At 70.8% G+C, this 23,593-nt stretch carries 21 protein-coding genes; 8 read left to right on the top strand and 13 right to left on the bottom strand.

The window, feature by feature from the left end; translation table 11 throughout:
• Nucleotides 1–3 precede the first annotated feature (3 nt).
• Both JN22_RS14015 and JN22_RS14010 read right to left on the bottom strand, forming a co-directional pair.
• Nucleotides 4–1,743, bottom strand: a complete 1,740-nt coding sequence (locus tag JN22_RS14015) for a pyruvate, phosphate dikinase (RefSeq protein WP_085554480.1) — start codon at nt 1,741–1,743, stop codon at nt 4–6.
• Nucleotides 1,744–1,875: 132 nt separating this feature from the next.
• Nucleotides 1,876–2,646: an NUDIX hydrolase gene (locus JN22_RS14010; RefSeq protein WP_085554479.1), complete on the bottom strand. Its 771-nt coding sequence runs from the start codon at nt 2,644–2,646 to the stop codon at nt 1,876–1,878.
• 211 nt (nt 2,647–2,857) lie between these two features.
• Here JN22_RS14010 and pyk point away from each other — a divergent pair, with 211 nt between their 5' ends.
• Nucleotides 2,858–4,330: a pyruvate kinase gene (gene pyk, locus JN22_RS14005; RefSeq protein WP_085554478.1), complete on the top strand. Its 1,473-nt coding sequence runs from the start codon at nt 2,858–2,860 to the stop codon at nt 4,328–4,330.
• Between the two features lie 242 nt (nt 4,331–4,572).
• Here pyk and JN22_RS14000 read toward each other — a convergent pair whose 3' ends face one another.
• Entirely contained in the window at nt 4,573–5,262 is a 690-nt protein-coding gene (locus JN22_RS14000) for a GntR family transcriptional regulator (RefSeq protein WP_085554477.1), read from the bottom strand.
• A gap of 133 nt (nt 5,263–5,395) precedes the next feature.
• Nucleotides 5,396–6,034, bottom strand: a complete 639-nt coding sequence (locus tag JN22_RS13995; RefSeq protein ID WP_085554476.1) for a thiamine phosphate synthase — start codon at nt 6,032–6,034, stop codon at nt 5,396–5,398.
• Nucleotides 6,035–6,439: 405 nt separating this feature from the next.
• On the opposite strand from JN22_RS13995, the gene oxlT reads away from it, so the two are divergent.
• Both oxlT and JN22_RS13985 read left to right on the top strand, forming a co-directional pair.
• Nucleotides 6,440–7,735 carry an oxalate/formate MFS antiporter gene (oxlT, locus tag JN22_RS13990; RefSeq protein ID WP_085554475.1) on the top strand — a complete coding sequence of 432 codons (1,296 nt, stop codon included), beginning with the start codon at nt 6,440–6,442 and terminating at the stop codon, nt 7,733–7,735.
• 58 nt (nt 7,736–7,793) lie between these two features.
• Entirely contained in the window at nt 7,794–9,485 is a 1,692-nt protein-coding gene (locus JN22_RS13985; protein ID WP_085554474.1) for a methyl-accepting chemotaxis protein, read from the top strand.
• Between the two features lie 93 nt (nt 9,486–9,578).
• On the opposite strand, the gene JN22_RS13980 is transcribed toward JN22_RS13985, so the two are convergent.
• Both JN22_RS13980 and JN22_RS13975 read right to left on the bottom strand, forming a co-directional pair.
• Nucleotides 9,579–10,418 (bottom strand): APH(6)-I family aminoglycoside O-phosphotransferase, encoded by an 840-nt coding sequence (locus JN22_RS13980; protein WP_143268297.1) that lies wholly within the window; start codon nt 10,416–10,418, stop codon nt 9,579–9,581.
• 11 nt (nt 10,419–10,429) lie between these two features.
• The gene (locus JN22_RS13975) at nt 10,430–11,344 is read right to left on the bottom strand and encodes a LysR family transcriptional regulator (RefSeq protein WP_085554473.1); all 915 of its coding nucleotides are present in this window, start codon (nt 11,342–11,344) and stop codon (nt 10,430–10,432) included.
• A gap of 126 nt (nt 11,345–11,470) precedes the next feature.
• Between JN22_RS13975 and JN22_RS13970 the strand changes: the two genes are divergently transcribed.
• The 3 genes from JN22_RS13970 (at nt 11,471) to JN22_RS13960 (ending at nt 14,011) form a co-directional block, all read left to right on the top strand.
• Entirely contained in the window at nt 11,471–12,091 is a 621-nt protein-coding gene (locus JN22_RS13970) for a glutathione S-transferase family protein (RefSeq protein WP_085554472.1), read from the top strand.
• Nucleotides 12,092–12,119: 28 nt separating this feature from the next.
• The gene (locus JN22_RS13965; RefSeq protein ID WP_085554471.1) at nt 12,120–13,037 is read left to right on the top strand and encodes a pyridoxamine 5'-phosphate oxidase family protein; all 918 of its coding nucleotides are present in this window, start codon (nt 12,120–12,122) and stop codon (nt 13,035–13,037) included.
• A 92-nt stretch (nt 13,038–13,129) separates the two neighbouring features.
• Nucleotides 13,130–14,011 (top strand): 5'-nucleotidase, lipoprotein e(P4) family, encoded by an 882-nt coding sequence (locus tag JN22_RS13960; protein ID WP_143268296.1) that lies wholly within the window; start codon nt 13,130–13,132, stop codon nt 14,009–14,011.
• A gap of 151 nt (nt 14,012–14,162) precedes the next feature.
• Here JN22_RS13960 and JN22_RS13955 read toward each other — a convergent pair whose 3' ends face one another.
• The 6 genes from JN22_RS13955 to urtA all read right to left on the bottom strand — a co-directional run bounded on the left by JN22_RS13955 (nt 14,163) and on the right by urtA (nt 20,341).
• Entirely contained in the window at nt 14,163–14,315 is a 153-nt protein-coding gene (locus JN22_RS13955) for a hypothetical protein (protein WP_179166154.1), read from the bottom strand.
• A 151-nt stretch (nt 14,316–14,466) separates the two neighbouring features.
• A complete protein-coding gene (gene urtE / locus JN22_RS13950) occupies nt 14,467–15,162 on the bottom strand; it encodes an urea ABC transporter ATP-binding subunit UrtE (RefSeq protein WP_085554469.1) in 696 nt (231 codons plus the stop codon).
• Nucleotides 15,163–15,181: 19 nt separating this feature from the next.
• On the bottom strand, nt 15,182–15,928 hold the full coding sequence (urtD, locus tag JN22_RS13945; RefSeq protein ID WP_085554468.1) for an urea ABC transporter ATP-binding protein UrtD: 747 nt from the start codon (nt 15,926–15,928) through the stop codon (nt 15,182–15,184).
• A gap of 3 nt (nt 15,929–15,931) precedes the next feature.
• Nucleotides 15,932–17,086 (bottom strand): urea ABC transporter permease subunit UrtC, encoded by a 1,155-nt coding sequence (gene urtC / locus JN22_RS13940; protein ID WP_085554467.1) that lies wholly within the window; start codon nt 17,084–17,086, stop codon nt 15,932–15,934.
• Nucleotides 17,087–17,089: 3 nt separating this feature from the next.
• Complete coding sequence (urtB, locus tag JN22_RS13935; RefSeq protein WP_085554466.1) at nt 17,090–18,700, bottom strand: urea ABC transporter permease subunit UrtB; 1,611 nt, start codon at nt 18,698–18,700, stop codon at nt 17,090–17,092.
• A 333-nt stretch (nt 18,701–19,033) separates the two neighbouring features.
• A complete protein-coding gene (urtA, locus tag JN22_RS13930; protein ID WP_085554465.1) occupies nt 19,034–20,341 on the bottom strand; it encodes an urea ABC transporter substrate-binding protein in 1,308 nt (435 codons plus the stop codon).
• Between the two features lie 351 nt (nt 20,342–20,692).
• Between urtA and JN22_RS13925 the strand changes: the two genes are divergently transcribed.
• Both JN22_RS13925 and JN22_RS13920 read left to right on the top strand, forming a co-directional pair.
• The gene (locus JN22_RS13925; protein WP_143268295.1) at nt 20,693–22,207 is read left to right on the top strand and encodes a L,D-transpeptidase family protein; all 1,515 of its coding nucleotides are present in this window, start codon (nt 20,693–20,695) and stop codon (nt 22,205–22,207) included.
• 17 nt (nt 22,208–22,224) lie between these two features.
• On the top strand, nt 22,225–22,614 hold the full coding sequence (locus tag JN22_RS13920) for a VOC family protein (protein ID WP_085554693.1): 390 nt from the start codon (nt 22,225–22,227) through the stop codon (nt 22,612–22,614).
• Between the two features lie 6 nt (nt 22,615–22,620).
• On the opposite strand, the gene JN22_RS13915 is transcribed toward JN22_RS13920, so the two are convergent.
• On the bottom strand, nt 22,621–23,526 hold the full coding sequence (locus JN22_RS13915; protein ID WP_085554463.1) for an SMP-30/gluconolactonase/LRE family protein: 906 nt from the start codon (nt 23,524–23,526) through the stop codon (nt 22,621–22,623).
• Between the last annotated feature and the right edge of the window lie 67 nt (nt 23,527–23,593).

The following is a 23,593-nucleotide window of genomic DNA, read 5'->3' as shown; positions in this document are numbered from 1 at the left end:
CTGTCAGGCGGCTGTCCACTCCAGCAGGCGGGCGACCGCGCCGTCCGGCGCGGTCCGCACCAGCGGAGCGGCGCCGAGCAGCACGATCCCGCTCGACCCGTCGATGGTGAGCAGGTCGCCGGCGCGCACCGTCACGCCGCCAACGGTCATGACGCCTTGCTCCGGGTCGATGCGCAAGGCACGGGCGCCGGCGACGCAGGGCCGCCCCATGCCGCGCGCCACGGTGGCCGCGTGGCTGGTGAAGCCGCCGCGCGCGGTGAGGATGCCCACGGCCGCCTGCATGCCGCGGATGTCGTCCGGCGCGGTTTCCGGCCGGCACAGCAGCACCGGCACGCCGGTGCCCGCCAAACGCTCCGCGTCCTCGCTGGTGAAGGCGGCATGGCCGGTCACCGCCCCCGGCGAGGCCGCCAGCCCGACCGCCAGCGCGTCCGCCGCCGCGTCTTCCGCCACCGCCGGGCGCAGCAGCTCGTCGAGCGCGCGGGGATCGACCCGCCGCACCGCCTCGGCGCGGGTGATGATCCCGGCCTCGGCCAGATCGACGGCGATGCGCACCGAGGCGGCCGAGGACCGCTTGCCCGACCGGGTCTGAAGAATGAACAGCCGGCCGGATTCGACCGTGAACTCGATGTCCTGCATGTCGCCGAAGGCGCGCTCCAGACGGTCGGCGACGGCGCGCAGCTCGGCGAAGACGGCGGGCATGCGGCGCTCCATCGAGCGGTCGGCCGCCGCCGCCGCGCGCGCCGTCTCCTGACCGGCCGCCAGCGGGTCGGGGTTGCGGCCCCCCGCCACCACGTCCTCGCCCTGCGCGTTGGCGAGGAACTCGCCGCACAGGCCCGGCTCGCCGGTCGAGGGGTCGCGGGTGAACAGCACGCCGGAGCCCGAGCGGTCGTCGCGGTTGCCGAACACCATCGCCTGCACCGTCACCGCCGTGCCGCCCTCGTCGGACAGCCCGTGCAGCGCGCGGAAGGCGACGGCGCGCGGGTTCATCCAGGAGCGGAACACGGCGCCGATGGCGGCGCGCAGCTGCTCGGCCGGATCCTGGGGGAAGGGCGTGCCGCAGGACTCCTCGACCGCCTGCCGGTAGAGCGGCAGCAGGGTGCGCCAGTCCTCCGCCGTCAAGTCGGCGTCACGGGTCAGGCCGCACGCCGCCTTGTGGGCGTCGAGCAGCTCGTCGAAGCGGTGGGCCGGCACGCCCAGCACCACCGGCGCGTAGGTCTGGATCAGCCGGCGGTAGCAGTCGTAGGCGAAGCGCGCGTCGCCGTGGCGGTCCGCCAGCCCCTCCACCGTCGCGTCGTTCAGGCCGATGTTGAGCACGGTGTCCATCATGCCGGGCATCGACGCCCTGGCGCCCGAGCGCACGGCCAGCAGCAGCGGCGTCTCGCGCCCGCCGAACCGCGCCCCGGCCCGCGACTCCAGCGCGGCCAGCGCCGCGTCGATGCGCCGCTCCAGCGCCGCCGGCGGGCGGTCGCCGGCGGCGCGCACGCGCTGCCCGGCGTCGGTGGTGATGGTGAAGCCCGGCGGCACCGGAATCCCCAGCCGCGCCATGGCCATCAGCCCGGCGCCCTTGCCGCCCAGCCGCTCGGGATCGGCGGGCCCGCCCGCGGCCCCCGCGCCGAACTCGGCGATCCAGGTGGCGGCATCCGGAGCGTCCGGTTTGAGGAGCGTGGACCCGAACGCAACGACGGAGGCCGCGACGGAGCAAGCCGAAGCGCTGATGACCCTCACATCCAAGCCCGTGTCCATGATCGCATCCCTCTCACTGCCACCCGGATCGTCCGGATTGCCACACCGAAGCCTGTCGGCAACGGCCGCACTGCACAACAGCACTTTCTGGCAATTTTCACAATGCGGAAAGTGTGTCAAACTTTCGCATTCTTACCCAAGTGTGACCTTTTCAACCGGGGTGTCGACCGGATCGAACCCGCATCCAACCGGAATGCGGAACACCGCTCCGGCCGGCGTCTCCACCAGCCGGGGCTCGATCGGGCGCAAGTCGGCGCGCTCCGCCTCGCCGAGGGCCGCCGCCACGCCGGGGCAGTCCGCCAGCCGCGTCAGGATCATGCGGGTGACGAAGACCAGACGGCGGCATCCGGCCGCGGCCTCGTCCAGCGCGCGGCGCGGCGTGGTCCACAGGCCGGCGACCGCCTCGCCGCCGTCCACCACCGGCTCCTGCCCTGGCGGGGCGGGGGCGAGAAGGAACAGCGTGTCGTAGCGCCGAGCCTGGGTGTCGGGCGTCACCCAGCGGGTGAAGGGCACCGCAAGATGCGGCGCCGGGAGCAGCCCGGACCCGGCCAGCGCCCCGGAAAAGGGTGTTCCCGCCGCCAGGGCGGCGCGCAGGGCCGCCAGCCGGCCGGGATCGGGCGGAGCCTCGGCCAGCAGCATCCCGCACTCCTCGAACGCCTCGCGGAGCGCGGCGACACGCCACGGCAGGTCGTCGGGAGCGGCTCCCGGCCACAGGGCGCGCCAGGACGGCGCGTGGTCCCCCGGCTCCAGCCCGCCACCGGGAAAGACGGTGGCGCCGGGGGCGAAACGCAGCGCGCCGTGCCGCTCGATCATGAAGCATTCCAGCCCGTCGGCGCCGTCGCGCAGCGGGATCAGGGCCGCGGCCGGGCGGGGCGTGGCGGGTTCGGCGGGAGGAACGGTCATGCCTGGCAGTGTGGACCGTGGGGAACGGCCCTGTCCATACGGTAACGTCCGGATGCCCGCCGTCCTGCCACCATGCGGAAAAGCCCCGCGCTGCGATTGACCCGCCCGGCCCGGCGAACCCAGCATCCCGCCGACACCGCATTCGTCGCCCCCGCCCGCTCCAGCGACACGAGAGCCGGAGGCCGGGGTGGCCAAGGAAGGCTCAACCGCCATGCCGTTCCACCGCAGCACCAAGATCGTCGCCACCCTCGGCCCGGCCAGCTCGACCGAGGCGCAGATCGTCGCCCTCGCCGAGGCGGGGGTGAACGTGTTCCGCCTCAACGCCAGCCACGGCACCCAGCCCGAGCATGCCGAGCGCTACGCCCGCATCCGCGCCGCTGAGGAGCGGCTGGGCCGCCCGATCGGCGTGCTGCTCGACCTCCAGGGGCCGAAGCTGCGGGTCGGGACCTTCGGCTACGGGCCGGTCGATCTCGTCATCGGCGACCGCTTCCGCCTCGACCTCGACCGCCGGCCGGGCGACCGGAGCCGCGTCGCCCTGCCCCACCCGGAGGTCTTCGCCAGCCTGGAGCCCGGCCACGACCTGCTGCTGAACGACGGGCGCATCCGCCTGCGCGTGCTGGCCTGCGGCGCCGACTTCGCCGAGACCGAGGTGCTGGCCGGCGGCGCCCTGTCCGACCGCAAGGGCGTCAACGTCCCCGGCACGGCGCTGGCCCTGACCGCCCTGTCGGAGAAGGACCGCAGCGACCTCGCCTTCGGGCTGGAATTGGGGGTGGACTGGATCGGGCTGAGCTTCGTCCAGCGTCCGGAGGACATCGAGGAGGCGCGCGCGCTGATCGGCGACCGCGCCCAGGTGATGACCAAGATCGAGAAGCCGGCGGCATTGCCGACGCTCGACCGCATCATCGAACTGTCCGACGCGGTGATGGTGGCGCGCGGCGACCTCGGCGTCGAGCTGCCGCCGGAGGACGTGCCCGGCCTTCAGAAGAAGATGATCCGGATGAGCCGCGCCATGGGCAAGCCGGTGATCGTCGCCACCCAGATGCTGGAATCGATGATCGGCGAGCCGACCCCGACCCGCGCCGAGGCGTCGGACGTCGCCAACGCCGTCTATGACGGGGCCGACGCGGTGATGCTGTCGGCCGAGTCGGCGTCGGGCCGCTACCCGGTGGAGGCGGTGGCGATGATGAACCGCATCATCCGCCGGGTGGAGAAGGATCCGCTCTACCGCCGCATCATGGACGCCGACCACCCCAAGCCGGAGGCGACGGCGCCCGACGCGCTGACCGCCGCCGCCCGCCAGATCGCCGAGACGATCTCCGCCGCCGGAATCGTGACCTTCACCACCACCGGCTCCACCACGCTGCGCGCCTCGCGCGAGCGGCCGACCGTGCCGATCCTCGGCCTCAGCGCCCGGCGCGAGACGGCGCGGCGGCTGTCGCTGGCCTGGGGCGTCCACGCGGTGTGGACCGACGACGTGCAGAATTTCTCGGAGATGGTCGGCCGCGCCGCCAACGCCGCGACCGCCGCCGGGATCGGCGAGACCGGCCAGCCGCTGGTCGTCACCGCCGGCGTCCCCTTCGGCACGCCGGGCATGACCAACAGCCTGCGCGTCGTCACCATCGACGCGAAGGACGATGCGCCGGCCGCGGCCGGGGCGGCGGCGAAGCAGGTGGAGACGGTGTGAGGGGCTGCCAGGAGGCTGCCAAGAGCTTGGCAGTTTCCTCTTCGTCATGGCCGGACTTGTCCCATAGGCGCTGACTTAAAGCCCCTCTCCCTGAGGGAGAGGGGTTGGGGTGAGGGGGGAAAGCGACCTTCCCGGCCTTCGGCCGGGCCGCACCCCTCATCCCAACCCTTCTCCCGCAAGGGGAGAAGGGCTTAAGGTAGCGCCTATGGGACCAAGTCCGGGCATGACGATCCTTGGAAAGCTCAGTTCAGGAAGTCGCAGTGCTTCTCGACATGGGCGGCCAGCCCGATGGTGTGCTCGCGGACCAGGCGCTCGGCGAGGTCGGCGTTGCGCTCCTCCAGGGCGGTGATGATCGCCTTGTGGTCGTGGATCGAGCGCTCGGCCCGGTTCTCCTGGCCGATGGTCAGCTTGCGGATCGCCCGCATGTGGATGAACAGGTTGTCGGTGACGTCCTGGATCAGCTTCGAGCCGCTGAGCTGGATGATGCTCTTGTGGAAGGCGATGTTGGCGTCGGAATACTCGCTGACATGGTCCTTCGGGCTGCGCTTCTCGAAATTGCCGAACAGATCCCACAGCTTGTGGATCTCGGCGGCCGGGGCGTGCTCCGCCGCCATGCGGGCCGCCATGCTCTCCAGCGCCGCCCAGACCTGGATCATCTCGATGATCTCGGTCTTGGTCTTGCGGATGACGAAGATGCCGCGGCGCGGCTGTAGGCGGATGAAGCCCTCCTGCTCCAGCAGGGTCAGCGCCTCGCGGATCGGCGTCCGGCTGACGCCGAGCTTGTCGCTGAGCTGCCGCTCGTCGAGGCGGATCTCCTCGTTGTGGTCGTAGATGTCCATCTCCGTGATCGCCTGCTTCAGCGCGTGATAGACCTGACTGCGGAAGGTCGTTCCGGTGTCGAGCGGCTGCACGTTGAGCGATGGAACGGTCATGGTCCTCGGTGTCCTTCAGGTCCCGCCGCGACCGGTCGCGTCGCGGCACGCCGATCTGGGGTGCGTCGGCTTCTCGTATCTCACATACCAGATGCATCCAATGCCCTGAAAAGTCCAGGACTATCCGGCGGATTCAGCCCTCCGGGGAGGCTGCGGACAGGGCCGCCAGCAGACCAGCCACCGCCGGCGGAGCGCGCATCGCCAGCCCCATCGCGGCGACGCCGGCAGCCCCCGCCCGCCGGCAGGCCCTGGCGGCATCGGGGCTTTCGACCCCGCCCAGCGCGATGACCGGAAGCCCCGCCCCGGCGGCCATCCGCCGCAGCCCGTCCGCCTCCAGCCAGGGGCCGTAGCCCGGCTTGCTGGCCGAGGGGAAGATCGGCGACAGGGTGGCATAATCGGCCCCGCCGGCCGCCGCGCGGGCCAGTCCGGCGGCGTCATGGGCCGAGACGCCGACCAGCGCCCCCGGCCCCAGCAGCGCCCGCGCCGCCGCGAGCGCGTCCGGAGTGTCGCCACCATCCGGCAGATGCACCCCCGCCGCCCCGGCAGCCAGCGCCAGCGCCGGGTCGCCGTGCAGCGTGACCAGCGCCGACCAGCGTCGCGCCCGACCGACCAGCGCACGGGCGAGGTCCAGGCGGACGGAGTCGGGCAGATCCTTGTCGCGCAACGACAGCCAGCGCACCCCGAGCTCGAAGAGGTCGCCGGCCAGTTCCGGCAGGGGGCGGATGGCCTGCTTGCGGTCGGTAATGACGAGGAGCGGGGGGAAGGGCGGCATGCCTCATCATGCCCCGCCCCCGCGTGCACCGCCGCAATTTTCCGGAATGTGAAAAGGCTTTTTGGACAATTTGCACCGCGAACAATTCCGGCCAACCCTGTCGAACGGCAGACAGCCACCGCCACCGCATCTCCTCTTCGCACAGGACTCATCGCTTGCTGTTGACACAATCCGTAATACGGATGATCGTGAGGGCGGGCATGGGGCATCTGGCATGCCAGTCGCGTCGGCCAGCCTGTGATGGCGGGCATCCTGGCACCGGCGCGCCTGACGATTGGCAAGCGAAACCGCCGCTCCATCCCGTTTTACCCAGACCGACACAAAAGCCGAGGCAACAGCCGTCAAGGCAGCGGTCCGGGCGTCCGAACAGACAAGAACATTCGGGTGCATACGGGAGGAGACAGAATGCTGCTGGGAGGAGCGCGCACCGCCGGACCAATCGGCGGGCGGTGGATGCAATTGCTGATCGGCGTCGTCTGCATGTCGATGATCGCCAATCTCCAATATGGCTGGACCCTGTTCGTCGAGCCGATCGACGCCAAGACCGGCTGGGGCCGCACGGCGATCCAGGTCGCCTTCACCATCTTCGTCGTCACCGAGACCTGGCTGGTGCCGGTCGAGGGCTGGTTCGTCGACAAATTCGGGCCGCGCATCGTGGTGCTGCTGGGGGCGGTGCTCTGCGCGCTGTCCTGGATGCTGAACGCGATGGCCGATTCGCTGGTCCTGCTCTACATCGCCGCCGCGATCGGCGGCATCGGGGCGGGCGGCGTCTACGGCACCTGCGTCGGCAACGCGCTGAAATGGTTTCCCGACCGCCGCGGTCTGGCGGCCGGCATCACCGCGGCCGGCTTCGGCGCCGGCTCGGCCCTGACCGTGGTGCCGATCGCCACCATGATCGCCTCCTCGGGCTACGAGGCGACCTTCATGGCCTTCGGCGTCGGCCAGGGGCTGGTGGTCTTCGTGCTGGCCTGGTTCATGGTCGCCCCGCCGAAGGAGGGCGCCACCGCCGCCACGGCGGCGGCCCCGGTCCGGCGCCACTACGCCCCGCAGGAGATGCTGAGGACCCCGGTCTTCTGGGTCATGTACCTGATGTTCACCATGGTGGCGGCGGGCGGATTGCTGGTGACGGCGCAGCTCGGCCCCATCGCGGCGGACTACAATCTGGAGAAGACTCCGGTCAGCCTGCTCGGGCTGACCCTGCCGGCGCTGACCTTCGCGCTGTCGATCGACCGCGTGCTGAACGGCCTGACCCGGCCCTTCTTCGGCTGGGTGTCCGACCACATCGGCCGCGAGAACACCATGTTCATCGCCTTTTCCATCGAGGCGGTGGGGGTCATGGCGCTGTCGGCCTACGGCAGCGACCCGGTGGCCTTCGTGCTGCTGACCGGGCTGGTGTTCTTCGCCTGGGGCGAGATCTACAGCCTGTTCCCGGCCTGCTGCGGCGACACCTTCGGTTCGAGGTTTGCCGCGACCAACGCCGGGCTGCTCTACACCGCCAAGGGCACGGCGGCGCTGCTGGTGCCGCTCGGCAACGTCATGGTGGCGGCGACGGGAAGCTGGCAGACGGTGTTCCACACGGTCGCCATCGTCAACGCGCTGGCCGCCTTCCTCGCCCTGTTCGTCCTGAAACCGATGCGGACCCGCACAGTCGCCGCGGCGACGCACAGCGCCCCGCGCCTGACGACACGCCTCGCCGACTGAAGAGCCGACCGAGGCGCGTGACGGGCGCCGGGGGCATCGCAACCCCCGGAGGCCCGTCATGAATCGCCTCTTCCAGCGCCTGCGGATCGGCGCCAAGATCCACGTCCTGGTCGGGCTGATGACCGTCGTCGCGGCGCTGGTCGGCATCGTCGGCATCGACACGCTGCTGGCCCACGACGCGCTGGTCGCCGACATGCGGCTGGCCTCGTCGCGCGCGGTGATGGGGGAGCGGGTCAACGGGCTGATGCTGTCGTTGGTGATGGATTCGCGGGGCATCTACATGGCCCGCGACCGCGCCGAGGCGGAGAAGTTCGCCCGGCCGCTGCTCGATGGCCTGGGCGCGCTCGACGCGGCGATGGCGCGGTGGCGCGGCTTCCTGCCGCCCGGCCGCCACGGCGAGCTGGACGCCGCCGACGCCCGCGCCCGCGAGTTCATCCGCTTCCGCTCCGAACTCGTCCGGCTGGCCCGCGAGGACACGCTGGCGGCGGCGCGTGCCTACGGCGACAACGACGCCAACCGGACCAACCGCAAGGCGCTCAACGACCTCGTCCAGGATCTGGCCGCCCGCAACGCGGCGGAGGTCGGGGAGCTCAACGCCGCCATGGACGCCCACACCCGCCAGCGCCTGGGCGTCATGCTGGCGATCCTGGCCGGCGGCACGCTGGGCGGCACGGCGCTGGCCTCGGCGGTCGGCCGCCTTACCATCGCCCGGCCATTGCGGCGGATGACCGGCGCCATGACGGCGCTCGCCGCCGGTGACACCGCCAGCGCCTGCCCGACGCACGACAGCCGCGACGAGATCGGCGACATGGGCCGCGCGCTCCAGGTCTTCCGCCGCAACGCCCTGGACCGCGAGCGTCTGGCCGCCGAGCACGCCGCCGCCGAGGCCGCCCGCGACCGCCGCGCCCTGGCGGTGGAGGCGCTGACCGGGGCCTTCGCCGGAACCGCCACCCGCGTCTTCGGCACGGTGGTCGACTCGGCGACGGCGCTCGACGGCACCGCGCGCAGCCTGACCCAGCTGGCCGACCGGACCAACCGGCAGGCCGCGACCTGCGCCGCGACCGCGCAGCAGACCTCCGCCAACGTCGCGAGCATGGCGGCGGCCACCGACCAGATGGCGGCGACGGTGCGCGCGATCACCGATCAGGTCGTGCAGTCCACCGCCATCGCCGGCGAGGGCAAGCGGCAGGCGGAGAGCACCGGCCTGACAGTGCGGGCGCTGGCCGAGGCCGCCGAGCGCATCGGCGAGGTGGTGACGCTGATCCACGACATCGCCAGCCAGACCAACCTGCTGGCCCTGAACGCCACCATCGAGGCGGCCCGCGCCGGCGAGGCCGGCAAGGGCTTCGCGGTGGTCGCCGGCGAGGTGAAGGCGTTGGCCAGCCAGACCGCGCGGGCGACCGACGAGATCGCCGCCCAGATCGCCGCCATGCGCGACGCCACCGGCGGGGCGGTGCAGGCCATCGCCGCCATCGGAGCGACCATCGAGGCGATGCACGCGGTGGCCGGCTCAATCGCCGCGGCGGTCGACCAGCAGACCGCCGCCGCCAGCGAGGTTTCCCGCAACGTGCGGCAGGCGGCGACCGGCACGCGGCACGTCTCGGCCAGCCTCGCCGAGGTTACCCGCGCCTCGCACGACACCGGGGCCGCCGCCGCCCAGGTGCTGGGCGCCGGAGAGACGCTGTCGCGCCACGCCCGCGAGTTCCAGGCGGAGATGGACCGTTTCCTCGCCGGCATCCGCGCCGCGTGATCCCTCGGGGAGCGTTTCCAGAACCCCGCGCCCGACGACGCGCCCGACGACGCGCGCTCACCCGGATTCCGCCCGGGCCGGGGCCGGAGCCGGCTACCCGAGCAGGCGGCGGGCCATGGCGTTGATCGTGAGATCGATCATGGCGCCCTGGTCGTCGCCGTCGCCGATGAACCAGGCCGCCGACAAGCCCGTCCACGCGACGATCCAGCGGAGGAGCCGCCCGGGCTCGATCCCCGTCGCCCTGGTCACGACATCCAACCGGGCCTCCAGCCGGCCGGGCGTGGTGGCGAGCGGCCGGCTTGGGTCGCCGAGATCGGGATTCGTAAAGATGTTGGCGTAATCGAAGGTCCGTTCGCCAAGCAGCCCATGCGGGTCGATCGCCAGCCACCCCCGCTCACCGAAATCGAGCACGTTCCCGTGATGCAGATCGCCATGGAGCGGGCAGACGGCATGGGGAGCGGCCAGGAGCTGGCGAGCGGTGTCCGCGGCGGGCGCCAGCGCCGCCTGTTCCGTGGCGAGCTGGAAGAGCGGCTGGAACCAGACGTCCAACGGGTGCAGCTCCGGAAGCGGACCACGGCGCGGCGCGTGCAGCCGGGCCACGGTGCCGCACAGGATGCGGCAGGCTTCGTCATCCCGGCCCGACCATGCCATCCGGGCGAGATCGTCGGCGCCGCCCGCCGCCCGCTCCATGAGCAGGGCGTCCGGGGACGAGGCGAAGACCTTGGCGGCACCCTGGCCACCCCACCATGTCATGAGGCGGTAGCCCGCCCGTTCGTCGGGGATCCGGGCGACCTTCAGCATCGCGGGCGCCCCCTCGCGCCGGACCGGAAGCACCCAACTGGACCGCGTGCTCAGCAGGGGGGCGTCGGGAACCAGACGCCATGCCTCCAGGAATTGCCCCACTTCCGGGGGGACGACGGCACGCGCGCCCATTGGACTCCTCCTTACTTGGTCCGCCCGCCACAGTGCAGCACCGCCAGCGCCGACAGCCCCTCCACCGCGTGGTCGAGGAAGGCGCGCACCCGCCCCGGCATGAAGCGCGCCGTCGGCACCACCACCTGCACCGGCAGCGGCGGTGGCTCGCTCTCCGGCATCAGCCGCACCAGCGTTCCGGCCGCCAGATCCTCCGCCACCTGGTAGGACAGCGGGCGGGCGATCCCCTGCCCCTCGCGCGCCGCCAGCAGCGCCGGCTCGATGTGGCTGACCGCCAGGCGCGGGGACAGCCGCACCACCCGCTCGCGCCCGTCCAGCGTGAAGCGCCATTCCGCCGGAACCGGGCGCGGCACGCTGACGATGACGTCGTGCCCGGCCAGATCCTCCAGGGTTTCGGGGACGCCGCGTTCGGCGAGGTAGGCCGGGCTGGCGACCAGATAGCGGCCGACCTGCCCGACGCGGCGCGCGACCATCCCGGAATCCGGCAGGTTTCCGATGCGGATGGCGACGTCCAGCTCCTGCTCGATCAGGTCGAGGTTGCCGTCGGACAGCACCAGCTCCACCCGGACGTCGCGGTAGAGGCGCATGAAGCCGATGACCAGCGGCGTCACATGCTTGCGCCCGAACATCACCGGCGCCGTCACCCGCAGCCGGCCGTGCAGCGGGCGCTCGGTTCCGGCAGCGAGCAACGCCTCGTCGTAATCGGCGAGCAGCCGGCGCGCCTGCTCGGCCAGCCGCCGTCCGGCCTCGGTGGGGGCGAGGCTGCGCGTCGTCCGCTCGATCAGGCGGACGCCGAGCCGCTCCTCCAGCGCGGTCAGGCCGCGCGTCACCGCCGCCGCCGAGCGGCCCAGCCGCTTCGCCGCTCCGGCGAGGCTGCCGGCGTCGAGGATGGCGACGAACAGCGCAAGCTCGTCCAGGCGGTCCATGATCCTCCCGGCGATCCTTCCGGTTTCCGCAAGAGTTCCTTGCAATGAGAGCGCATTCCCCATGGGCGACGCAAGTGGTTCCCTGCAATCGCCAACCGGCACCCAAGCCCTCAACGGGAGACTCCGATGACCGAATCCGGGATCACGCTCTACGGCATGTCGCTGTCCGGCCACGCGCACCGCGCGGAAGCCTTTCTGAACATCCTCGGCCTGCCGCACCGCTACGTGGAGTGCTACGACCAGCTCCGCAGCGACTCCTTCCTCGCGCTGAACCCGCTGGGGCAATTGCCGGTCCTGGTCGACGGCGACGTCGTGGTGCCGGATTCCAACGCCATCCTGGTCTATCTCGCCGCCCGCTACGACGAGACCGGGCAGTGGAACCCGGGCGATCCGCCGACCGCCGCGCGCGTCCAGCGCTGGCTGTCGGTCGCCGCCGGCGACATCCGCTTCGGGCCGGCGCGGGCGCGCATCCTCACCCTGTGGGGCGGGCCGGAATCGATGGCCGACGCCCAGGCCGCCGCGACCCGGATCCTGCGCTTCATGGAGCAGCATCTGGAAACGCAGGACTGGCTGGCCGCCGACCGGGCGACCATCGCCGACATCGCCTGCTACGCCTATGTGGCGCGGGCGCCGGAAGGGCATGTGGCGCTCGATCCCTACCCGGCGGTGCGCCGCTGGCTGGAGCGGGTGGAGGCGCTGCCGCGCTTCACCGCCATGCCGCGCACCCCCATTCCCCAACCCGCCTGACCGGCGGCAAACCACGAGGAGGACGGCCATGCACCCGGATCCGCTCGACGATCCCTTCCATCCCGGCGAACGGGAGGCCCAGGCGCGGGCCGGCTTCCGCGTGCCGTCCGCCCCGATCCGCGACGTGCTGATCCCGCAGCACCGCGACTTCTACCCGCTGCTGCCCTTTCTGCTGGTCGCCGCGGCCGACGCGCAGGGCGCGCCCTCGGCCGGGATCCTGACCGGCCCGCCGGGGTTCGTTACCTCCCCCGATCCGCGCATCCTCCGGATCCGGCCGGAGCACGGGGCGTGGGACGGCTGGCCGGGCGGCCCCGCCCCCGGCGCGGCGGTCGGCGCGCTGGGCATCGATCTGGCAACCCGGCGCCGCAACCGGCTCAACGGCACGGTGATCGCGGCGGACGGAGGCGGCTTCGACCTGATGGTCGAGCAGAGCTTCGGCAACTGCCCGCAATACATCCAGGGGCGGCTGGTGGAGACGGCGGCCCCGGTCGCAGCCCCGCGCGAGCCGCTGGGCGGCCTGGACGCCGACGCCCGCCGCGCCATCGCCGAGGCCGACACGGTCTTCGTCGCCTCCTCGTCCACACCAGGGGCGGAGGGCGGTTTCGACGTGTCGCACCGGGGCGGGCCGGCGGGCTTCATCCGCATCGACGGCGACCGGCTGACCGTTCCCGACTATTCCGGCAACCGCTATTTCAACACGCTGGGGAATTTCCTGGTGAATCCGCGGGCCGGCCTGCTGGTCGTCGATTTCGCCACCGGCGACGCGCTGCACCTGAGCGGCCGGGTGACCATCGACTGGGAGCCGTCCGGCGATCTGCCGGGCGCCCAGCGCTCCTGGAGCCTGACGGTGGAGCGCGGGTGGCGGCAGCGCGCCGCCATCCCGCTGCGCTGGAGCTTCCGCGACCAGTCCCCGGCCACGCTGCGCATCATCGCCGGGGCGGCATGAGCCTACCGGCATGACTGCGGGGACGCATCGCCAAGCGGCGGAAAATATGCTTCGATGACACTTTCGTTACATCCATCGAAGAGGTTCCGCCGATGATCCGATCCGCTGGTGCCGGGCGTTTGCCGATGCGCCTGTCCGGTGCGCTTGCCCTGTCCCTCCTGACCGCCTCCGCCCTGTCTCCCGCTCTCGCCGCCGACCCGGTGCCACAGAACGACCTGCTGAACGCCGAGCTGTGGATGCAGCGCTCGGTCGAGTACAAGGCGAACGCGCTGGCGGTCTACGCGCTGGGCCGGATCCAGCTCGACAAGGCGCTGGCCGACAGGAACTGGACGGCAGCGACCGAGCAGACCGGCGCCTACCAGGATCTGCCGCCGGCCGTCGTGCTCGATCTGGACGAGACGGCGATGGACAACTCGGCCTATCAGGCCGGGCTGGTCACCACCAACGGCGAGTTCTCGCCGAAGAGCTGGGACGCCTGGGTCAAGGCCGAGAAGGCGACCGCCGTTCCCGGCGCCGTCGAGTTCACCCAATACGCCGAGTCGAAGGGCGTGAAGGTCTTCTACGTCACCAACCGCAACGCCGACCAGGAGGAGCCGACCCGCCGCAACGCGCAGGCGCTGGGCTTCCCGATGGGGGGCAACGTCGACACCTTCCTGATGTCGAAGGAGAAGCCCGACTGGGGCTCGGCCAAGAGCACGCGCCGGGCCTTCATCGCCAAGGACTACCGCATCGTCCTGCTGTTCGGCGACAATTACGGCGACTTCTCCGACGCCTACAACGGCGGCGAGGCCGACCGGCTGAAGGCGTTCGAGGCGGACAAGGAGCGTTTCGGCCGCGACTGGCTGATGCTGGCCAACCCCGGCTACGGCTCTTTCGAGAGCGCGCCCTACCAGCACAATTTCAAGCTGTCGGCCGACGAGAAGCGCGCCAGGAAGATCGGCGCGCTGGAGCCTTGGGTGGCCCCCACCCAGTAACGCCCTCCACCGGAGAGCCAGGGAATCCGGCCGGCCGCCGCACCGTCTTTCCCGGTGTGGCGGTCGGGAGGAGTCGCATCGCCGCGCGCGTGGCGGCGCGCCAACAGCCTGTCCGGCCCGTGTTCCGGCGGCTAGCGGCCAGACGGGGCGCTCAGAAGATCAGGCGGACCGCCTGGACGATGGCGACCCACGGGGCGCCGATCGCCACCACCCACACCGCGGCGCGGGCCAGACCATGCATCTTGCGGACCTGCGGCTCGGCGGAAACGGCGGCGTCGAAGGAGGTGGCGTTGAAGGACGACATGGCGGCTGGCTCCGGGTTCGGGGTGATGATCGTGTTGAGGCGATCATGCGGCCCGGATCGTTAACGCCTCTTAAAGATTGGCCCCCGCACCACCGGCGATTGAGTCGTACCCCGGTCGGCGCGGGGGCGGCGCCCCTCCCCCCCTTCGGGCTCACACCGTCAGGTAACGGCGGACATCCTCGTCGTTCAGCGAGGCGCGGGCGCCCGACAGCATGACCTCGCCGCGCTCCAGCACCACCCAGTCGTCGGCCAGATCGCGGGCGAAGTCGAAATACTGCTCGACCAGCACGATCGCCATCGTCCCCTTGTCGCGCAGGTAGGAGATCGCCCGACCGATGTCCTTGATGATCGAGGGCTGGATGCCCTCGGTCGGCTCGTCCAGCACCAGCAGGCGCGGGCGCGTCACCAGGGCGCGGCCGATGGCGAGCTGCTGCTGCTGCCCGCCCGACAGGTCGCCGCCCCGGCGGTCCAGCATGGATTTCAGCACCGGGAACAGCTCGAACACCTCGTCGGGGATCGAGCGCTGGGCGCGCGGCAGCGGCGCGTAGCCGGTCAGCAGATTCTCCCGCACCGTCAGCAGCGGGAAGATCTCGCGCCCCTGCGGCACGTAGGCGATGCCGCGCCGCGCCCGGTCGGCGGGGGCGAGCTTGGTGATGTCCGCCCCGTCCCAGCCGATGGCGCCGCCGCTGACCGGCTTCAGCCCGACGATGGCGCGCAGCAGGCTGGATTTGCCGACGCCGTTGCGACCGACCAGACAGGTGACCTTGCCGATCTCGGCCTTCATGGAAACACCGCGCAGGGCCTGGGCGGCGCCGTAATGCAGATCGAGGGAGCGAACGTCCAGCATGATGTGCGTTTCCTTTTCCTCAGCGGCCCAGATAGGTGTCGATGACTTGGCTGTTGGCGCTGACCGCGTCCAGCGAGCCCTCCGCCAGCACCGAGCCCTCGGCCAGCACCGTCACCTTGACCCCCAGCGCGCGGACGAAGCTCATGTCGTGCTCGACCACGATCACCGAATGCTTGCCGGCGATGCCGCACAGCAGCTCGGCGGTCTGTTCGGTCTCGGCGTCGGTCATGCCGGCGACCGGCTCGTCGACCAGCAGCAGCTTGGGATCCTGGGCCAGCAGCATGCCGATCTCCAGCCACTGCTTCTCGCCGTGCGACAGGCTGCCGGCCAGGCGGTCGCGCTTGGGCGACAGGCGGGTGATGTCGAGGATCTCCTCGATGCGCGCCTTGTCGTCGCGGCCGATGGCGTAGGTCAGCGTCCTCAGCGGCCGGCGCGGCGCCTTCAGCGCCAGTTCCAGATTGTCCCACACCGTGTGCGGCTCGAAGACGGTCGGGCGCTGGAACTTGCGGCCGATGCCGAGGTTGGCGATCGACGCCTCGCGCAACCGGGTCAGGTCGGTGGCGCCCTCGAACAGGATGGTGCCGTGATCGGGGCGGGTCTTGCCGGTGATGACGTCCATCATCGTCGTCTTGCCGGCGCCGTTCGGGCCGATGATGGCGCGCATCTCGCCCGGCATCATCACCAGCGACAGGTTGTTCAGCGCCCGGAAGCCGTCGAAGCTGACCGACACGCCGTCGAGGTAGAGAAGAGTGTCCTCGGCGCTCATCGCTCACATCCCCTTCTGGTCGGCGGTCTTGCCGCTGGGCGCGGACTTGCTGCCCGCCTTGTTGCTCGGCAGCTTGGCGGCGAGCTGCGCGCCCAAGCCCAGGATGCCCTTGGGCAGGAACAGCGTGACAGCGACGAACAGGCCGCCCAGCGCGAACAGCCACAGCTCGGGCAGGGCGCCGGTGAAGTAGCTCTTGCCGAAATTCACCAGCACCGCGCCGAGGATGGCGCCGGCCAGCGTGCCGCGCCCGCCGACGGCGACCCAGATCACCGCCTCGATCGAGCTGGCCGGGGCGAACTCCGACGGGTTGATGATGCCGACCTGCGGGACGTAGAGGGCGCCCGCCACGCCGGCCATGCAGGCCGACAGAGTCCAGGCGAACAGCTTGTAGGATTCGGTGTCGTAGCCAAGGAAGCGAACCCGGCTTTCGGTATCACGAACGGCCACCAGCACCTTGCCGAGCTTCGAGGCGATGATGCCCGAGGCGATCATGTAGGACAAGGCGAGCGCCACCACGGTGGCCACGAACAGCCCGACGCGGGTTCCCGGAGCCTGGATGTCGGCGCCGAGGATTTCCTTGAAGTCGGTCAGCCCGTTGTTGCCGCCGAAGCCCATGTCGTTGCGGAAGAAGGCGAGCAGCAGGGCGAAGGTCAGCGCCTGGGTGATGATCGACAGATAGACGCCGGTGACGCGGCTGCGGAATGCGAACCAGCCGAAGGCGAAGGCCAAGGCACCCGGCACCGCCAGCACCATCAGCGCCGCGAACCAGAAGTGATCAAAGCCCAGCCAGTACCAGGGCAGCTCGGTCCAGTTCAGGAAGACCATGAAGTCGGGCAGCACCGGATTGCCGTAGACGCCGCGCGGGCCGATCTGCCGCATCAGGTACATGCCCATGGCGTAGCCGCCGAGCGCGAAGAAGGCGGCGTGGCCGAGCGACAGGATGCCGACATAGCCCCAGACCAGATCGAGCGCCAGCGCCAGCAGCGCGAAGCACAGATACTTGCCGAGCAGCGAGACGGTGAAGATCGACATGTGGAAGGGCGAATCCGCCGGCACCAGCAGCGTCATTACCGGGACCAGCACCGCCAGCAGAGCCAGGATGGTCAGCACCACCCCGGCCTTGCGGTCCAGCCCCATCAGGAAAAAGCGCGTCAGCATCGATCAGGCCTCCACCGCCCGGCCCTTCAGCGCGAAGAGACCGCGCGGACGCCGCTGGATGAACAGGATGATGAAAATCAGGACCAGGATCTTGCCGAGCACGGCGCCGGCGTAGGGCTCCAGGAACTTGTTGAGCGTGCCCAGCGTCAAAGCACCCACCAGCGTGCCCCACAGGTTGCCAACCCCGCCGAACACCACGACCATGAAGCTGTCAATGATGTAGCCTTGACCGAGGTTGGGGCTGACGTTGTCGATCTGGCTCAGCGCCACCCCGGCCAGCCCGGCGATGCCGGAACCGAGCCCGAAGGTCAGCGCGTCGACCCTGGCGGTGCGGATGCCCATGGCGTTGGCCATCGGGCGGTTCTGGGTGACGGCGCGGATCGACAGGCCGAACCACGTCCGCTTCAGCGCGACCAGCAGGGCGGCGAACACCGCGAAGGCGAAGATGACGATCCACAGCCGGCCGTAGGTGATGGTCAGGCCGCCCAGCTCGAAGGCGCCGGACATCCAGCTCGGGGCGCCGACCTCGCGGTTGCTCGGCCCGAAGATCGAGCGCACCGCCTGCTGGAGCGCCAGCGACAGGCCCCAGGTGGCGAGCAGCGTCTCCAGCGGACGGCCGTAGAGCCAGCGGATGACGCTGCGCTCGATGGCGATGCCGACGCCGCCGGCCACCAGGAAGGCGGCGGGCAGCGCCACCAGGATCGACAGGTCGAACAGGCCGGGCGCATGGGCACGGAACAGCTCCTGCACCAGGAAGGTGGTGTAGGCGCCGATCATCACCATCTCGCCATGAGCCATGTTGATGACGCCCATCACGCCGAAGGTCACCGCCAGCCCGATGGCGGCCAGCAGCAGCACCGAGCCGAGCGACAGCCCGTACCAGAGATTCTGCAACGCCGCCCAGAAGGCCAGATTCCGCTCGACGGAGGCGACGGCCGCGGCGGCGGCGGCCCTGGCGGCGTCCGAGGCGCCGGAGGCGGCGACCATGGTCAGCAGCGCCAGCGCGTCGCGGTCGCCGCGCCCGGCCAGCGTGGCAACGGCCGCCTGGGTGTCGGGGTCCGACGCGCCGGCGGTGAGGATGACGGCGGCGCGCGCCTGCTCCATGGCGCGGCGGACGCCGGCTTCGGTTTCCTTGGCCAGCGCGGCGTTGAGCGTGTCGAGCGCCGAGGCGTCGCGGCTCTTGAACACCGCGTCGGCGGCGGAGCGGCGGACGGCGGCGTCGGGGCTCATCAGGGTCAGCGCGCCCAACGAGGCGCTGATGGCGCGGCGCAGCGCGTTGTTGACCTTCACCTTGTCGATGGCGCCGGAGGCGGCCGGACCGAGGTCGGCGCCGCTCAGCGGATCGGTCAGGGCGAAGTCGGCCCCGGCCTTGCGCGCGACGACGACGGCGCCGTCGGCCTTGCGGACATAGAGGTCGCCGGCCTGGAGGGCCTCGATCACCGGAACGGCGGCCGGGTCGCCGGCCTCGGAAAGCTGCGCCAGCGCCTTTTCGGTTCCGGCGTAGCCGCCGGTGCCGAGCGCCTGGACCAGCGGTCGAAGATCGGCGGCCAGCGCGGCGGTCGACGTGGCGGCCACCACGCACACGGCCATCAGCCAGCGGAGAGCGCGTCGCATCGCGGGATCCTTCGTCGGGCTCGTGGGAGAGATTTCTTGGGGGTTCTTCAAACGGAAAAACGCTTGCCTCTTCCCCGATCCATCCCCGCTGCCCTGGCCCTCTCCCGTCCCGGGAGAGGGAGGGGACCCATGCGAAGCATGGGGAGGGTGAGGGGCTATCGGGCGTGGTGCTTAATCCATGCACCGATAGCCCCTCACCCTTCCCACCGCTTCGCGGCGGGCCCCTTCCCTCTCCCGGGTCGGGAGAGGGCTTAAAGCAGCGGGGATGGAAACAGTCAGGAAGAAGGCAAGCGTCGCAACACTCAGACGGTCAGACGGTCAGGAACGCGACCCTCACGAGCCCTTGCCGCCGCACTTGCCGGTCTTCACGTTGAAGTTGCCGCAGGACATCGGCTTGCGCCAATCGGCGATCAGGTCCTTGCTGTCCGGCAGGAAGTCCGACCACTCGTCGCCGGGGACCAGGCCCGGAGTCTTGGAGACGGTCTCGAACTGGCCGTTCTCCTGCACCTCGCCGATCAGCACCGGCTTGGTGATGTGGTGGTTCGGCAGCATCGCCGAATAGCCGCCCGACAGGTTGGGCACCGAGACGCCGACCATGCTGTCGATCACCGCGTCCGAATTGGTCGTGCCGGCCGCCTCGACCGCCTTCACCCACATGTTGAAGCCGATGTAGTGGGCCTCCATCGGGTCGTTGGTCACGCGCTTGTCGTTCTTGGTGAAGGCCTTCCACGCCTTGATGAACTCGGCGTTGGCGGGGGTCTCCACCGACTGGAAGTAGTTCCAGGCGGCCAGATGCCCGAGCAGCGGCTTGGTGTCGATGCCGGCCAGCTCCTCCTCGCCGACCGAGAAGGCGACGACCGGGATGTCCTGCGCCTTGACGCCCTGGTTGCCGAGCTCCTTGTAGAAGGGAACGTTGGCGTCGCCGTTGATGGTCGAGACGACGGCGGTCTTCTTGCCGGCCGAGCCGAACTTCTTGATGTCGGCGACGATCGACTGCCAGTCGGAATGCCCGAACGGCGTGTAGTTGATCTTGATGTCCTCGTCCTTGACGCCCTTGCCCTTCAGGTAGGCTTCCAGGATCTTGTTGGTCGTGCGCGGGTAGACATAGTCGGTGCCGGCCAGCACCCAGCGCTGGACCTTCTCCTTCTGCATCAGGTAGTCGACCGCCGGGATCGCCTGCTGGTTCGGGGCGGCGCCGGTGTAGAAGACGTTGCGCGAGGATTCCTCGCCCTCATACTGCACCGGGTAGAACAGCAGGCCGTTCAGCTCCTCGAAGACCGGCAGCACCGACTTGCGGCTGACCGAGGTCCAGCAGCCGAACACGGCGGCGACCTTGTCCTTGGTCAGCAGCTCGCGCGCCTTCTCGGCGAACAGCGGCCAGTTGGAGGCCGGATCGACCACCACCGGCTCCAGCTTCTTGCCGAGAACGCCGCCCTTCTTGTTCTGCTCCTCGATCAGCATCAGCATGACGTCCTTCAGGGTCGTCTCGCTGATCGCCATCGTGCCGGACAGGGAGTGCAGGATGCCGACCTTGATCGTGTCCTGCGCCATCGCCGGCGCCGCCATCCCGGCCATGGCGCCCATCGCCAGACCGGCCAGCGCGCCGACGCCGAACACCGAAGTCACCTGTTTCGTCCGCATGAAGTAGCCCCCTATCAGTGCGCCCCGGTTGCTCCGGGGCTTGCCCACATCGTCGGGAGAAAAGCTACCGCGGCTGCGAACGGCCGTATCTACGTCAAATGCCCCATGCGCCCGGCGCAGCGCCATCATGCGCAATCGCGCAAAAGATTTTTCCTGGAAATGGAATAATGCCGGACACGGAGCGTCGTATCCGCGAAATCCCGCGCCGTCGGGGGCCGTTTCGTTGCGATGCAGTCCCGCAACAGCGCGAGAAACAGTGCAGGCGACACCAAATGTCGCTTGCGCCGGCCACGCTCGTGGTCAAAGGATACGCCGGTTGTCTTGTCTCGTTCACGATACGGTCCACGCATCATGCTTTCAGCCAGCCGCCAGACCATCGCCCGTTGCACCGCGCTCGGAATCGCCGGCTTCCTGCTCGGCGTGCTGACGGGCGGGCCGGCGTCGGCCGGAAGCTCCGCAACCACCCCGTCCGCCGCCCCGGCACGCGGCGCGGCTCAGGCCCCGGCCGCGCCGCCGCTGGTCGCCGCATGGGCCGCCCGCATCGAGCAGCGCGCGACCGAGATCCAGAACGCCCCCAAGGTCACCGCCACCCGCATCGGCTACGGCGCCGTGGTGAAGAAGGGCGACGGCGGCGTGATCGAGGCGGTGCTGCCGGCGCTGGAGCTTCCCGACGCCACCGGAGCCGAAACCCTGCCCGGCCTGCCGCCGGTCGAGGCGGCGCCGCCGGTGGTGATCCGCGTGCGCTCGCCGTTGGCCGACCGCGTCGGCAAGGTGGCGCGCCGCCTGATCGAGCTCGGGCATCTGCCCGCCGACCAATGGACCGACAGCTTCGAGGAGCCGCTGGAGACCGCCGTGCGCGCCTTCCAGATCGTCGAGGGGCTGCAACCCGACGGCAAGGTCGGCGAGGTGACGCGCCAGGCGCTCGACCGCACCCCGGCCCAGACGGTGGCGATGCTGCGCCGCGCCGTGGCGACGATGCGGGCGCAGGCCGCCTCCATCCCCGAAACCGCGGTGCTGGTCAACCTGCCGGCCCAGACCGTGACCTACATCGAGCGCGGCCGCCCCGCCTTCACCATGCGGGCGGTGGTCGGCCGGCCGTCGCGCAAGACGCCGCTGCTCCAGGACAAGATCACCAGCGTCACCATCAACCCGACCTGGACCGTGCCGCCGACCGTGCTGACCGAGGACAAGCTGCCGGTGCTGCGCAAGAAGGGCAACACCGGCATCAAGAACGCCGTCGTCTATCTCGACGGCGTCGAGGTGGTGACGCAGAACGTCAACTGGTGGTCGGTCGATCCCGGCCGCATTCGCATCGTTCAGAAGCCGGGCGACGACAACGCGCTCGGCCGCTTCCGCTTCAACCTGACCAACGGCGACGGCATCTTCCTGCACGGCACCAACGATCCCCGGCTGTTCAGCCGCGACCTGCGGGCCGCCAGTTCCGGCTGCGTCCGGCTGGAGGACGCGCGGCTGATGGCCGACACCCTGCTGACCGCCGCCAAGATGTCGGATGCCGCCGTCACCAAGCAGCTCGACACCGGCGACACCAAGACCGTCCGCCTGCCGAACGCCATCCCGGTGCGCTTCGTCTATTGGAACGCCTCGGTCGACGGCGCCGGCACCGTGCGCGTCCATCCCGACATCTACGAGGATCCGCCCGCCGTGCCCAGCGCGACCCCGGCCCCCAGCCAGTCGGCGCCGCAGACGCAGCCGGCCGCCAGCCCGCGCCCGGTGAGCAAGCCGGCGCCGCTGCCGATCCCCGCCCAATCTCCGCCGGCCCAGTCGATGCCGGGCCACACCAGCGCCCTGTCGCCGGCCTCGGTCCGCAGCCTGCCGGTTCCGCCGCCCACCCCGACGCGGATGTGAGCAAGGGGCGCCGCACGATGATGATTTCCCACATCGACCACATCGTGCTGACCGTCGCCTCGATCGAGGCGACCTGCGCCTTCTACAGCCGTGCGCTGGGGATGGAGGTCGTCACCTTCGCCGGCGGCCGCAAGGCGCTCGCCTTCGGGCGGCAGAAGATCAATCTGCACGAGGCCGGGCGCGAGTTCGAACCGAAGGCCCGCCGCCCGACCGCCGGATCGGGCGATCTCTGCCTGATCACCGACACCCCGCTCGATGCGGTGATCGCGCATCTCGCCGGGCAAGGCGTCGCCATCAAGGAAGGCCCGGTCGACCGCACCGGCGCCACCGGACCGATCCGCTCGGTCTATGTCCGCGATCCCGACGGCAATCTGGTCAAGGTCTCCAATTGCGTTACGCCGGCCTGACGCCTTTCACACCGCCGGATCGACCAGCGGTTCCGGCAGGCCGGGCACATCGACCGCCAGGGCGAAGATCCCGCCCGACCGCGGAAAACGCTCCAGCTCCTCGGCCGGGCGGCCGGCGCTGGCGGTGGTCAGGTAGAGCGTGCGCAAATCCGGGCCACCGAACGCCACCATGGTCGGGCAGCGGGCCGGCACCGGATGCTCCGACAGCAACGCGCCGGTCGGGGCGTAGCGCCGCACCCGCCCGCCCTCGTAGAGCGCCGTCCAGTAGCACCCCTCGGAATCCACCGCGGCGCCGTCGGGGCGCCCCCGGTCGTCCCCCGTCGGCTCCAGCCGGACGAAGACCTCTCGGTCGGACACCTCCCCGGTCACCGGGTCGTAGCGGTAGCGGTAGACCGTGAAGGTCGGGGTGTCGGAGTGGTAGAGCGTCCGCCCGTCCGGGCTGAAGGCCAACCCGTTCGAGGTCAGGATGCCGCCGGCCAGCGCCGCCAGCCCGCGCCGGTCGAGGCGGTAGAGATGCGCCTTGCCGCCGGCCTTCGGCTCGTCCAGCGTGCCGGCAAGGAAGCGCCCGGCCGGGTCGGCGCGCCCGTCGTTGAAGCGGCTGACCGCGTGATCCTCCGGGTTGGCGGCGAGCAGCGCCAGCGGCCTGCCCTCGCCGTCCAGTTCCCACAGGCCGGAGCGCATCCCGGCGACGAAGCCGCCGCCCTTGCGCAACCCCACGCAGCCGATGTCCTCCGGCACCGCCCAGGCCCGGCTGGTCCCGGCCGCCGGGTCGAAGCGGTTCAGCGACCGCCCCTTGATGTCCACCCAATAGAGCGCCTGCTCCGCCACCGACCACACCGGGCTCTCGCCCAGCTTGGCGCGCGCGTCGAGAACACAGGAGAAGGGCTGGTCGTTGGTCATGCCGTTGGTCATGGGACGAACGCCTCGCAGTCGGTCGGGGGGACAGCTTCGCGGGGATGCGGCCGACAATCAACCGCTC

This window comes from Azospirillum agricola, from assembly GCF_020005195.1.
GTDB lineage: Bacteria > Pseudomonadota > Alphaproteobacteria > Azospirillales > Azospirillaceae > Azospirillum > Azospirillum agricola.
This window is presented reverse-complemented; position numbering and strand designations above follow the sequence as displayed.